Origin of the sequence: Brasilonema bromeliae SPC951 (genome assembly GCF_012912135.1) — a bacterium.
In the GTDB taxonomy this organism is placed as follows: domain Bacteria; phylum Cyanobacteriota; class Cyanobacteriia; order Cyanobacteriales; family Nostocaceae; genus Brasilonema; species Brasilonema bromeliae.
Genome location: NZ_QMEB01000180.1, coordinates 1 through 13,958, shown reverse-complemented (window position 1 = coordinate 13,958; position 13,958 = coordinate 1). Strand labels below are relative to the sequence as shown.

Here is a 13,958-nt window from a genome sequence, read left to right as displayed (position 1 = left end):
CCTGTTCCCTGTTCCCTGTTCCCTGTTCCCCCTTCCCGTATCCTTCCTTTGGGGCAATCACGACCTCTGCTTGGTCGGGCTGATCTGCCTCATCTGGAGGTGAAATGATACTATAAAAACAGTCTAAATTTAAGCTGAAAAATAAAACCAATCATTTAGCAACTTGATTGGGTCTTTATCCTTGTGTTTTTTAGCAAATTCTCATGTACAACCCATCCAAAACCACACCCGGATCGGTTGGGTTAAGAGTTTATAATCAATCCCAATCATTAATCATCCCCGTTCCCCTTGATTTTGTATAATCTGCCATGCTAAAGACTTTGTTGGGCGACCCCAACGCTCGTAAACTTAAAAAATATCAACCTTTCATTACAGAAATTAACCTTCTAGAGGAAGACATAAAAGCCCTTTCAGACGAAGAGCTAAAGGGCAAAACGGCAGAACTGAAACAGCGTCTGAAGAAAGGCGAAACTCTGGATGATATTTTGCCAGAGGCGTTTGCTGTTGTGCGGGAAGCAGGACGGCGAGTGTTAGGCTTGCGGCACTTTGATGTTCAACTTTTAGGCGGTGCTATCCTGCATACAGGGCAAATTGCCGAAATGAAAACTGGTGAGGGCAAAACTTTGGTTGCGACTTTGCCAAGTTATTTGAATGCCCTAACAGGAAAAGGCGTACACGTCATCACTGTAAACGATTACCTGGCTCGTCGGGACGCAGAATGGATGGGACAGCTACATCGCTTCTTGGGATTGAGCGTGGGGCTGATTCAGCAAAGCATGACGCCATCTGAGCGCAAGAAAAACTACGACTGTGATATAACCTATGTTACTAACAGCGAGATAGGTTTTGACTACCTGCGTGATAACATGGCAACAGACATCAAAGATGTTGTGCAGCGCCCATTCAATTACTGTGTGATTGACGAGGTAGATTCTATCTTAGTTGATGAAGCGCGAACTCCGCTGATTATTTCTGGGCAGGTAGAAAGACCTACAGAAAAATATTTAAAAGCCGCTGAAATCTCAAGAGCGCTGCAAAAAGAAGAACATTATGAGGTAGATGAAAAAGCTCGTAACGTTCTGCTCACCGATGAAGGCTTTGCTCAAGCAGAACAACTTTTAGAGGTAAAAGATTTATTTGACCCCGAAGATCCTTGGGCACACTTCGTTTTCAACGGTATTAAAGCAAAAGAACTGTTTCTTAAAGACGTCAACTATATTGTCCGCAACGAAGAAGTTGTGATTGTAGACGAATTTACTGGTAGAGTCTTACCAGGACGGCGTTGGAGTGATGGACTGCACCAGGCAATTGAAGCAAAAGAACGGGTAGATATTCAACCGGAAACTCAAACTCTGGCAACAATTACTTACCAAAATCTGTTCTTGCTTTATCCAAAACTCGGTGGTATGACCGGAACAGCGAAGACAGAAGAAGCCGAGTTTGAAAAAATTTACAAACTGGAAGTCACGATTATTCCCACCAACAGACCGAGAAGACGCCAAGACCTTTCTGATATGGTCTTTAAGACCGAAGCAGGCAAGTGGGGGGCAATTGCCAAAGAATGTGCCGAAATGCACACAGTTGGTAGACCAGTCCTGGTAGGAACAACTAGTGTGGAAAAATCGGAATATCTCAGCCAGTTGTTAAGGCAAATGGCAATTCCCCAGGAACTGCTTAACGCTAGACCAGAGAACGTTGAACGCGAAGCAGAGATTGTCGCACAAGCAGGACGCAGAGGGGCTGTGACGATTGCGACTAACATGGCGGGAAGAGGTACTGACATTATCCTAGGTGGTAATGCTGAGTATATGGCGCGTTTGAAGATGCGGGAATACTTCATGCCCCGGATAGTCAAGCCGGAAGATGAAGATACGTTTAATATTCACAGGGCGGCTGGTTTACCTTCTGCTGGAAGTGGCTCAGGTCAAGGCTTTGTCCCAGGCAAGAAAGTCAAAACTTGGAAAGCTTCACCACAAGTTTTCCCGACTTCGCTTTCTAAAGAAACAGAGAAACTTCTTAAAGAAGCGGTGGAAGCGGCTGTGCGGGAGTATGGCGATCGCAGCTTAAGCGAACTAGAAGCAGAAGATAAAGTTGCTGTCGCAGCAGAAAAAGCTCCCACTGATGACCCTGTGATTCAGAAAATGCGCGAAGCATACAACCGCATTAAGCGCGAATACGAACAGTACACCAACCGTGAACACGATGAAGTGGTACAACTGGGTGGGTTGCACGTGATTGGGACTGAACGTCACGAGTCGCGACGGATCGACAACCAGTTGCGGGGACGCGCAGGACGACAAGGTGACCCCGGTTCAACAAGATTTTTCCTGAGCTTGGAGGATAATCTGCTGCGGATTTTTGGTGGCGATCGCGTCGCACGCCTGATGGATGCTTTCCAAGTCGAAGAGGATATGCCCATCGAATCTGGAATGCTCACCCGCAGTTTGGAAGGCGCTCAGAAAAAAGTCGAAACCTACTACTACGATATCCGTAAGCAGGTATTTGAGTACGACGAAGTGATGAACAACCAGCGTCGTGCCATCTACGCCGAACGCCGTCGGGTGCTAGAAGGGCAAGACCTCAAAGAACAGGTCATCAAGTACGCTGAAAAAACGATGGATGACATTGTTGACTTCTACATCAACCCAGACTTACCCTCAGAAGAATGGGAATTAGACAAGTTGGTTGAAAAAGTCAAAGAATTTGTCTATCTGCTAGCGGACTTGCAACCCGCTCAACTAGAAGATATGGCAATGAGTGAAATCAAAGCCTTCCTGCACGAACAAGTGCGTATTGCCTATGATCTCAAAGAAGCAGAAGTTGACCAAATTCGACCAGGATTAATGCGGCAAGCCGAACGATTCTTTATTTTGCAGCGGATTGACACACTGTGGCGGGAACACCTGCAACAGATGGATGCCCTGCGGGAATCGGTAGGACTGCGGGGTTATGGTCAAAAAGATCCGCTGATTGAGTACAAGAGCGAAGGGTACGAATTATTCTTGGATATGATGACCAATATTCGCCGAGATGTGGTATACTCCCTGTTCATGTTTCAACCTCAGCCTCAGCCAATGATGGAAACACCGTCAGAAATGGTTTGAGGTTGTACAGACGTGAAGCTCCTCGTGTAGCGAGGTCATTTCACGTCTGTGACATTGGAAAAACGTTGATTTTAACTTTTTTTACCTGAAAGTGTGAGACTGCTCGTATTTTATTCATAGTGTTTCTCATACTGTGGTTGGACGGGGGAAAATGGCTAAGAATCATATAGAACTTAGAAGGAAAAGGTACTTCAAGCTCAGTTCACAAATTGCTCAGTTGGATAATGCACAATTGCGTTCTTTGTTTGACAATAGTGAGTCGAATGAGTCGGGTACGGGCTGGGGAACAAATCACACCATCGTCTTTGGGGAATCCAAGGTCTTTGTGAAACGTGTTCCAGTAACGAACATCGAATACGACAACCTGTTCTCCACCAGAAACCTCTATAATCTGCCAACTCATTGTAATTACAACGTAGGTTCCACTGGTTTTGGGATCTTCCGTGAACTTGTGACGCATATCAAAACCACCAACTGGGTGTTGGAAGAAGCAATTGTCACTTTCCCACTAATGTACCATTATCGGATTATTCCGTTCTCTGGGTGGCAGACGGATGTCGATATGGAACGTCTAAAAGATTATGTGGAGTCCAGGGGAAATAGTGAGAATGCTGGAAATTATGTGGTGGATAGAGCTCACGCCAACTATGAGTTGATTATGTTCCTTGAATACATACCGCATATTCTAGAAACATGGCTACAGGAAAACCCCAACAAACTTCAGAAACCTCTGGATGAGTTACGCACGACGATTGACTTTTTGAGGAAGAAGGGGATTATCCATTTCGACGCGCATTTTCGCAACGTCCTCACCGACGGCGAGCAGATATATTTGACTGATTTTGGTTTGGTACTTGATAAGAGTTTTGCGTTGACGAAAGATGAAGAGTCTTTCTTTAAGCAGAACACATTTTATGACTATGGCGAAGTCCTGCGGAATCTTGGACACGTAATTCGACCGTCTTATTATTCATGTTCAGAGAACGATAAACGCAGGATAATGGAAAAATATGGCATAAAAGAAGGTTTACAACCTTATGAAGTGGGATCCATATTACTCGACAACATCGAACAGATCCATGCTGACGGGATTATGAAGTTAGATGAGTTTTATGTTGCCAGCATCGTCAAATACCGCATTATTATTACGCTGATGCAAGACTTCTTTTCTAATATGTGGGGAAATAACAAGAAGGATACGAAATTTGATCACGCAAAACTAGAACTACTGCTCAAAGAGACGGGGTTTATTTCTGATGCTGAAACCCAGGGTGGATAATTGCCATCATTTTTTGCTGTAGTGCAGTCCAACAAGGGGCTCATCAACAGATTGAACCAAATCCTCCTCCCCCAGGAGTTTCTATCACAAAAACATCCCCTGATTTCATCTGTGTTGTTGCTGTGCTGTCTAAATTCTCTTCAGTTCCATTGTGACGTTGTATCCAGTTGCGTCCTACAAGTCCGGCTTGTCCACCATTTAATCCAAAGGGAGGAATAAGCCGATGATTGGAGAGAATATTAGCTGTCATGGGTTCATTAAACCGGATGCGGCGGATAACTCCATTTCCACCTGAGTATTTTCCTTTTCCCCCGCTATCAGGACGAAGACTAAAGCTTTCTAAGAGTACAGGATAGCGAGTTTCTAAAACTTCTGGATCAGTTAGACGAGAGTTAGTCATGTGGGTTTGGACTGCATCAGTCCCATCAAAATTATCTCCTGCTCCAGAACCACCGCAGATGGTTTCATAATATTGATAACGGTCATTACCGAAGGTAAAATTATTCATTGTTCCACAAGACGCAGCCATCACACCCAAAGCACCATATAAAGCATCGACAATCGTTTGAGATGTCTCTACGTTACCCGCTACAACTGCTGCTGGATAGGTTGGGTTAAGCATACAGCCATCCGGGATAATAATTTCTAGAGGATTAAGACACCCAGCATTCAGAGGAATATTATCATCAACCAAAGTCCGGAAAACATATAAGACTGCGGCTTGAGTTACGGATTTGGGAGCATTGAAATTACTATTGAGTTGTCCAGATGTCCCAGTAAAATCAATAATAGCACTGCGATTTTGTCGGTCAATCGTTACTTTAACTTGAATGCGTGCCCCGTTATCCATTTCATAAATAAATGAGCCATCTTTAAGAACATCTATCGCCCGTCTGACTGACTCCTCTGCATTATCTTGCACAAATTTCATGTATGCTTGGACTGTTTGGAGTCCGTATTGGTCAACCATTTTACGGAGTTCTTGAACTCCCCTTGTATTGGCGGCAATTTGTGCTTTAAAATCAGCTATATTTTGGTCAGGGTTACGAGCAGGATAGGGATGATTTAAGAGTACCTCCCGTACTGCGGTTTCCCGAAAATTTCCCTCCTCAACTAAGAGAAAATTATCAAAAATAATTCCTTCCTCTTCTACTGTGGTACTATGGGGAGGCATTGAACCGGGAGTGATTCCACCGATATCGGCTTGGTGTCCGCGAGAAGCAACATAGAAAATAATTTGTTTTTCGTCTTCGTCAAAAACAGGAGTTATTGCTGTCACATCAGGAAGATGTGTTCCCCCGTTATAAGGATTATTGGATAAATACACATTTCCCGGTATAGTGGTGTCACTTTTATCATCAATTAAACTGCGGACACTTTCACTCATTGAGCCTAAATGCACAGGAATGTGGGGGGCATTAGCGACTAATAATCCAGAAGAGTCAAAAATAGCACAGGAAAAATCCAGTCTTTCCTTAATATTCACTGATGCTGCCGTGTTTTGGAGAACAATCCCCATTTGTTCGGCAATAAATTGATAGAGGTTTTTAAAAATTTCTAGGCGAACGGGGTCGCTGTGAGATGTTGTGTACATTGTTGACAATTTTAGCTTCTACAAATTTTGTAAATTTCTACGCTAGCCCCAACTTTAAAAAGTAAGAGACTCATCTTTCAAATCAGTCATAAACATATGTCCAGGAGAATGAGTAATTGCTAGTTCAGGCTTGGCTTGAAGAATTGCAGTTTGAGTAGTGACTCCGCAAGCCCAAAAAACGGGAACCTCATCATCACGAAGTGTGACAGCATCACCATAATTTAGTCACAGCGATAATATCTGTGAACGCACCATCCAGAACAGCAACAATTTTCAACATCTATCAATTCTCTCAAGACTATAAAAGTAGAGTAACAATAGAATTAAGAGTATTTCTACTTCATCTGTGGAAATTTTTGACGACAGGTGTGGATAAATATAGCCATTCTTGTTGAAATCAGATACACAACGATGTGTAGAGACCATCCGCCGGAACATCTCTACTGTATGAAGCACAATTAAAAAACGCTATCAGAGTAGGTAGTTTTTAAAAAATTATATTTTCCATTTCCATTTTTGTTGTTCTTCATCCCATTTTACAGCTACTATTTCTGCTGGGGGATTGAGGCGATCGCCACTTCTCTCAAATTGAATTAATCCCGTAACTCCCTTTACGTGTTTTCTCTTTTCTTTGAAATATTGATTCATGTGTGTCAGTAAACATTGGCTAACTTGACTCTGATATTCTTCTAGAATTTTCAAAATTATTAATACCGAATCAAAAGCTGTTGCACTGCGCCATGTTAAGTTTTCTGTTCCCCATAACTGAGCGCCGATTTGACAAAAACTCTGCCCTATAGAATTAGAACTGTCACACCCGTTTTCTTGACTATGCCAATGCCAAGGAATACAAGCTATAATTTGACGCTGATTTTGATTCATAGAATGACACTGGTTTTGCTCATGAATCCAATGTAAAACATTATCATGATAAAAAGTGGCTGAGCCAGCTATGAGACAGTTGTTGAGATTTAGTCGGCTAATCAGCCCAGCGTTATCGAGGGATAATGGTTCAATTCCTCCATCAGGAATTATGATGATAATATTAACGTCATCTTGTCTAATATTTTTTAGATATTTTTCTACTTGATAATAATTTTCACTGAGATAACTACATTCCTCTATAAAAACAAATCTTTCTTTATCTTGTTCTAGATATTTCTTAAGACTGTTTCTGTAGGAAGTACTGTAAGTACTATTTTGATTATAGATAATAGCTACTTTCTTGGGAATTTGATTGGAAACTTTTTTATTCAAATAATCAGCCATTTTTTTAGCATTAATACTGTCTTGAGTCGTTAATCTAAAAAAAGATAAGCTTTCACCTACAGATAAATCGGAAAGTTCATTAGATGTACTACTAGAATTTACTAAAACTAACCCTTTTCGGGCATAGAAATACAGTGCGTTTTTTGTCATTTCGCTTGAGTAATGACCAATAATAGCAATCAGGTTTAACTGTGGTGCTAAGTCGGCTAACTTTTCTGCTGTTTGGTTATAGGGTGCGTATAAATTATTAGGTTCATTAACAATGAGAATTTGCAGGGCTATGTGACGACATATCAGAGTCAATAAAACACTGGGTTTGATATCATCTAAATTTATCTCTGTGCCTAAAGAAATTTTTTCAAAGCTTGGCAGATTAACTTGTAATTGTATTTGGGCAATTCCTCGTAAAATTTCTGCAGCGACGTGACCCTGATTATGAAAAAATGGAACAATTACAGCTAGAGTATAAATTTTAATACCTTTGTCTTGTAAAAGAGATTTTTTATATTCAATTAAGCAGTTATTAATATAGATTAAGACTTCTGGATTACCAATTCCATAAATCTTCCGTTCTTTATTCCAAGCCATGACAAAACATTGAAATGCTTGATAGTAAAGCCCTTGCTGATAAAAATGGGTTCCTTCAATCTGATATTTAACAATTTCTTGGTTAGGTGGATAAAGGAAAATTTGTCTACCAAAACTTCCTTGAAAGTTATCACTATTTAATTGAGGAGCAGGATTCAATTTATAACCTTTTTGTGGATTGAGTAAAAAATTAATAATTTTTACCCAATTGCCAGCTATCTCCTCTTGGTCAACGCACATTAGCTCTGCTATTCTCGGATATATATTATTAGTCAGTCTATCTCTAATTTTTTGGTCAAACAACTTGACTATATTAGCTATTTCTTGTCGAGAAAACCCTAATAAAGAGTGACAAATAATGACTCTATCTAGATCACTGAGTTTCTTTTTATTTGCAAGAGTATTTAAATCGTTGAAGAAAAGTTCAATATTAATAGCTAATTTTTCTATCACCTGTTGACAATTTTGACACATATTCAGATATCATCACTTTTTTTCAAAATGATAGTCTGATTTTCAGGTCAGGTTATCCTATTGGTGTGGAAATAATTTCTACAGGTGTTGAAACAAGTTATATCTTTAGGTGCCCGAGTCGCAGATATCTCGGGAACCACCCCGCCAGACTATCTCGCGCTAAGATGCCAAAACAACCTTATAAAACCAAAGTTTATTGGATCTTTTCATTGGCTGGTGGAAGTCGTGCGTTTTATTTCGCCGCATGAAATGAAAATAGGATGATTATCTCACGCCAAGATGCCAAAAAGAACTTTGAGACGACAGCATCTGTCTAGTACCGCTGCCTTGGAATTCGCTCATTCACGCATTCACGCATTCAAAAAGCTTTTATCCTGAGCTTTCTGGCTGTTTTAAGGGGAGCGCGGTGGGAGGATGTCAATCCCGTAGCAAAGCTCTCAGTTCTCGCAGCATTTGCCTGGTTCCGTCATCAATTGCTTTTTGCACCAGTCGGGGAATAAGTTCAGTGACGGGTAAATTAGGAAAGGTGGGACTGAGGAGAGATTCTACGTAGCCGTCAGCTTGGAGAATGTAAACGGTTAGTTGATGGTTGCTGTAAATCCACACTTCCGGAACTCTCAGGGATATGTAGGCGTTGAGGGTTGTTTTTGAGGTAACATCAGATTCAACCGCAAGGTCACAGGGAGGATATACGGTTAAATCCATTTGAGTACATCCTTTGACCTGGCTGGCATTTTGAATATAAAAGCAGGTATCTGGTTCAACCCCAGCAATATCTGGACGTTTAAAAGTCGTCGAGCCGAAGTCTTCCCAGTTGCGTCCTTGTTCCTCCAGAATTGTGGTGATGATGTAAGCAATGATGCGGTGGGGACGCTCATGTAATGCTAACGGGGACATTATTTCTAAGGTTCCTCGGTAGTAAGCAATGCGGGTGTTGCGTTTTTCTCCCAAGTCTTCGAGAAGTCGCTCAAAGTCTTGCCAGGACAGGTTATGAATGGCAATCTGGCTACCGGGAGCGAGTTCTATGGCATGTAGGGGAATAGTTACGCTCATGTTTTTGTCTCCGTTAACTGCTGTCCTGCTTTCTCAATTTTGACGCGCCATTCTCCAGTGAGGAGTTTTTGCATTAACCCGCGTTTTTGTTTTTTATATAGTTGTATCTATCACCACGTATTCAAAAATATATTCTGCTATCCAACAGTAGCAGGAGCTTTCGCTAACTTACCATCTTCCATGTAGACAATGCGATCAGCTATATCCAAAATACGATTGTCATGAGTCACTAACAAAATCGTACAAGCTTGCTCTTTCGCCAAATTGTGCATCAGGTTCACCACATCTCGACCCGACTTACTATCAAGGGCGGCGGTGGGTTCGTCTGCGAGAACCATTTTAGGGTGACTCACCAGCGCACGGGCGATCGCAACCCGTTGTTTTTGTCCTCCTGACAAATCATCCGGATAATAATTGACACGATTGCCTAATCCTACCAACTCTAGCATCTCGGCTGAGCGTCTTTTCATTTCTGCTGGAGTTATACTTTTGTGGAGTTCCAAGCCCATCCTGACGTTTTGCAGTGCGCTTAAGCTACCATGCAGGTTGTGTGCTTGGAAAATATAGCCGTTACTGCGTCGCGCTAGTGTGAGTTGTTGTGCATTCGCACCACAGAGTTCTCGTCCTAACACTCGCAAACGACCTTCTTGGGCAGAACGCAACCCACCTACTAAGGTCAGAAGTGTGGTTTTCCCAGAACCAGACGGACCTGTCATAATGATAATTTCACCGGCGTTAATCTCTAAGTTGATATCATATAGCACTTGTTTGCGAAGTTGACCTTTACCAAAGTAGTGGTTGAGATTTTGAATAGAGATAACAGGTTGATTCGTCATAGTCATTAGTTATTAGTCATTGGTCATTGGTCATTGGTCATTAGTCATTAGACATCTGGTGAAAAACAATGTAGAGACGTTACATGTAACGGAGCCACTCGCGTGCGCGGGTTTCCCGCGTTGAGCGATGTGGCGTTCTCTACGAGGGTTTCACGTAACGCATAATTAATTTCTGGAGATGTCTATTAGTCATTAGTCATTAGTCATTAGTTATTCTCCGCGTCCGGTGCGTCTTTGAGTCCTCTGGTTCTGTAGAACATGGGTTTAGAACATATCAGCGGGGTCAGCAGATTGGACTTTACGAGTGGCGATCGCCCCAGAAATCATACACATAATTATTGTCAGCATCTGTACCTGAACTGCTCGTGCTATTGTCATGATTAGCGGTAAACCGGTGGCATTCCGCGTGAGAGCATACAGTCCCACAGACACAGTGAGACCAGGTAGAAAACCCAATACTGCCAGAATGATTGCTTCTTCAAACACCACTCCTAATAAGTAGGCGTTACGATAACCCATTGCTTTGAAGGTGGCGTATTCTTTCATATGTGCATTCACATCGGTGGAAAGGACTTGATAGACGATAATCACCCCTACCATGAAGCCCATTGCTGCACCCAAGCTAAAGATAAAGCCGATTGCAGTACTTTTTTGCCAGTAGTCTTTCTCAAATTTAATAAATTCCTCTTTTGTAAAGACTTTGACATCCTGACTACTACCCAGATAAGATTTCAAGGTCTTTGACACAAGCTTAGGATCATAACCTGGTTGTAGCTGAATCAAACCTAGATTCACGCTGCTTGCTTGTTGTCCGGGAAAGAGTCGCAAAAAGTTTTGGTCGCTGGTTATCAAACTACCATCAGCAATAAAGGAAGCCCCGACTTTAAATAAGCCACTCACAGTGAGTGTCCGCCGTTGTATCTCGGTGGTAACAGATTTCCCTTGGTCGATTTGGGCTATGATCTTGGCGTAATCTCCTTGAGAACCACGATCAAATAAAACTGTATCCGGTAGCTTGAGAACATTTAATTGACGGTTAACATCTGGTAAATCAAAGAGTAGCTTATTAGGATTAATTCCTACTACGAGGACTCCAGTCTTCTTAAGCGTTTGGGGATTCTTCCAATCAAGAAAGTTAATATACATTGCCTCCGCTGACTTTACCCCTGGTACATCCATCGCCTGGAACAATCGCCGGCGAGGGAATGTAGACAGATATGCCAGGTTACGTCCTTGGAGACTCATTAAAAAAATGTCTGCTTGCATCGCAGTATGCAGTCTGGTGTTACTGTCAAATAAGGCAGCTTGAAACCCCATTTGTATGAACATGAGAACATCAGCAAAGGCAATCCCTGCTAATGCCACCAAAAAGCGCCCCTTCTGGTGACTCAGTTGCAGCCATCCTAGTGGTGTTCGCCTGCTTAGTTGCTGGATTTGCTGGGTTATCAGTCCAATCACAGTGAAATCACCGCCTTGACTTGCAAATTAGAGAATTTAGCTGCTTTGAGGGTGGATGGCTGATCAAGTTTTACGTGCACTTCCACAATTCTGGAGTCAATATTGCTTGTGGGATCACTGTTGATCACATTTTGCCGTAGAACTTGCGAATCAATCCGATCTACAATCCCTGACAATTCACCAGCTACAGAATCACTGAGTAGCCGTACTGGTTGCCCCAAACGTACTTTATTGATGTCACTTTGGTACACTTCTGCAACTGCGTACATCTGAGCGTTTTGCCCCATCTCGACAATACCGTCATTAGAGACTAACTCTCCAGGACGGGTACGAATTTTGAAGACTTCACCTTCTTGGGGCGATCGCACGAAAGCCTGTCTTAAATTCGCCTCCGCTCTTTTGACAGCTGCAGCAGCACGATTAACTTCTGCCTGTGCTGCTGCAACATCCACAGAACGGACTTCTGCAATTTTATCTAAGGTTGCTCGTGCTTCTGCCAGTTGTTGTTTTCGGGATGTTTCGATGCGTTTGAGGTTTGCTCGTGCTTCTGCCAGTTGTTGTTCTCGGGATGTTTCGATGCGTTTGAGGTTTGCTTGTGCTTCTACTATTTTTTGCTGCGCTGTAGTCAGAGTCAAGCGCTTGGTATCCTGGAACGACGTAGAAATCGCCCCTTGTTGATAAAGTGTTTGATAGCGTCGGTATTCCGCTAGAGCATTGTTGAGCTGTGCCTGCAGTTGAGCAATCGTTGCTTTTTGTGCCTCGATTTCCGTATCTCTTTCTGCCTCTAAGCGGGCAATGGTTGCTTGTTGTGCTTGAACTTCCGTGCCTTGTTCTGCCTGGATGCGGGCAATAGCTGCTTTTTGCGCGTCTGTTTCACCCTTTTTGGCACCCGCTTTGATTTGGACAAGATTTGCTTGGGCGACTCGTACCTGTTCCTGTGCTTCTGCTACTGCTGCACCTAGTTTATCGCGACTATCCAAAATCGCAACCAGCTGCCCTTGCTTCACCTTAGTTCCTTCCCGCACAAGCAACTGTTCCACCCGACTTCCTTCTGCTGATGCTGGTGCCGAAAGTTTAATGATTTCTCCCTTTGGCTCTAATCGTCCTAGGGCTGTTACTGTTGTTACTTGTACTACTGGGGCTGCTTGCTGTTTTGCTGTTTTTGCGTCATTCTGAAATCGTTGAACAGTATAAACACTAATTCCACCTGATGTTATAGTTGCAAGTATAACTAGAAGAAAAGGTAGACGAAATATAGGTTTTAGCTCAGATGAACCCTCCAGGTTCGAGTGTTCAAGCATAGTTATCGTTCCGTTGCCTGTAAAACTAAACCGTTTAGTCTTATAATATATCTAAATTAAATCAGTTAGTTCAGTCCTATTTTTAGCACTTTATAGGACAACAACTTTCGCCTCAAGCGCGGGATTCAGAGAATCCCTATAGAGTAGCATTCTATAGCAAATTCGACAGCTCCTCAAAGAGAAGATGGGCTTGAAGGCATATACTCACTTTTGTGTCAATGCGTAAGTTTTAGATATATTGAAAAAAGTTGCATATAATATTAAGTCATCTCAGACAGCCAAAGAACTTCTATAAGATTGTTTATAGGACAGTGTTTTTGAAAAATGGTACGTGAAAGAGTTACTGAAATTGAGCGCGATAGTTCATTAGAGAAGGTTGAACGAATCTTGCAAGGGGCGATGCATGAATTTCTCCTTCATGGCTTTGCTGGTACAAGCATGGATAGGGTGGCGGCGTCTGCTGGAGTTTCTAAAGCTACGGTATATAGCCACTTTCAAGATAAACAAGGACTTTTTAAAGCACTGATAGAAAAACTCGCTCAAGAGCGATTTCATTCTATTTTCGGTACAGAACCTCTTGAGGGAGACCCGAAAATAGTACTACGGCGCTTGGTAACCAAAGCATTGAATCAGATGCTCAAAGACGAAGAGTTTCATGCGTTTAAGCGAGTGGTGATTGGGGAGTCTGGTCGTTTTCCTGAGTTAGCCCAGCTTTGTATAATTACCTTAGTAAAGCCGACGATTGACACTCTAAAGTCTTACCTGGCTTCTCACCCTGAACTAAAGATACCAGATCCTGAGGCAACGGCACGAATTCTTGTCGGGTCATTGGTTCATTTTGTGATGACTCAGGAGATGATGAATGGTAAGGAAATTCTTCCTATGGAGAGCGATCGCCTGATTGATGCTTTGATACACTTTATTCTCAAATCGGCTGCTTGACTTGCATCAGTTATCAGTTATCAGTTATCAGTTATCAGTTATCAGTTATCAGTTATCAGT

Annotated in this window: 9 protein-coding genes and 1 pseudogene; 3 read left to right on the top strand and 7 right to left on the bottom strand. The window is 42.4% G+C overall.

Features of this window, described 5'->3' with window-relative positions; genetic code table 11:
* Positions 1-308: 308 nt before the first annotated feature.
* Positions 309-3,104: a preprotein translocase subunit SecA gene (secA, locus tag DP116_RS20225; RefSeq protein ID WP_169156876.1), complete on the top strand. Its 2,796-nt coding sequence runs from the start codon at positions 309-311 to the stop codon at positions 3,102-3,104.
* 151 nt (positions 3,105-3,255) lie between these two features.
* Positions 3,256-4,383 carry a BUD32 family EKC/KEOPS complex subunit gene (locus DP116_RS20220; protein ID WP_169156875.1) on the top strand — a complete coding sequence of 376 codons (1,128 nt, stop codon included), beginning with the start codon at positions 3,256-3,258 and terminating at the stop codon, positions 4,381-4,383.
* Positions 4,384-4,426: 43 nt separating this feature from the next.
* On the opposite strand, the gene DP116_RS20215 is transcribed toward DP116_RS20220, so the two are convergent.
* The 7 genes and pseudogenes from DP116_RS20215 to DP116_RS20185 all read right to left on the bottom strand — a co-directional run bounded on the left by DP116_RS20215 (position 4,427) and on the right by DP116_RS20185 (position 12,956).
* Positions 4,427-5,977, bottom strand: a complete 1,551-nt coding sequence (locus DP116_RS20215; RefSeq protein WP_169156874.1) for a hydantoinase B/oxoprolinase family protein — start codon at positions 5,975-5,977, stop codon at positions 4,427-4,429.
* 54 nt (positions 5,978-6,031) lie between these two features.
* Positions 6,032-6,187, bottom strand: a pseudogene (locus tag DP116_RS20210) (D-glutamate cyclase family protein); the annotation flags it as partial.
* A gap of 285 nt (positions 6,188-6,472) precedes the next feature.
* Positions 6,473-8,287: a type 1 periplasmic-binding domain-containing protein gene (locus DP116_RS20205; protein WP_169156873.1), complete on the bottom strand. Its 1,815-nt coding sequence runs from the start codon at positions 8,285-8,287 to the stop codon at positions 6,473-6,475.
* 438 nt (positions 8,288-8,725) lie between these two features.
* The gene (locus tag DP116_RS20200) at positions 8,726-9,361 is read right to left on the bottom strand and encodes a Uma2 family endonuclease (protein WP_169156872.1); all 636 of its coding nucleotides are present in this window, start codon (positions 9,359-9,361) and stop codon (positions 8,726-8,728) included.
* Between the two features lie 137 nt (positions 9,362-9,498).
* Positions 9,499-10,197, bottom strand: coding sequence for a DevA family ABC transporter ATP-binding protein (locus DP116_RS20195; protein ID WP_169156877.1), 699 nt, complete (start codon positions 10,195-10,197; stop codon positions 9,499-9,501).
* Between the two features lie 264 nt (positions 10,198-10,461).
* The gene (gene devC / locus DP116_RS20190) at positions 10,462-11,655 is read right to left on the bottom strand and encodes an ABC transporter permease DevC (protein ID WP_169156871.1); all 1,194 of its coding nucleotides are present in this window, start codon (positions 11,653-11,655) and stop codon (positions 10,462-10,464) included.
* Positions 11,652-12,956 (bottom strand): biotin/lipoyl-binding protein, encoded by a 1,305-nt coding sequence (locus tag DP116_RS20185; protein ID WP_169156870.1) that lies wholly within the window; start codon positions 12,954-12,956, stop codon positions 11,652-11,654. The genes devC and DP116_RS20185 overlap by 4 nt, the downstream gene beginning before the upstream one ends.
* A 324-nt stretch (positions 12,957-13,280) precedes the next feature.
* Here DP116_RS20185 and DP116_RS20180 point away from each other — a divergent pair, with 324 nt between their 5' ends.
* Complete coding sequence (locus DP116_RS20180) at positions 13,281-13,898, top strand: TetR/AcrR family transcriptional regulator (protein ID WP_169156869.1); 618 nt, start codon at positions 13,281-13,283, stop codon at positions 13,896-13,898.
* The last annotated feature ends 60 nt before the right edge of the window (positions 13,899-13,958 follow it).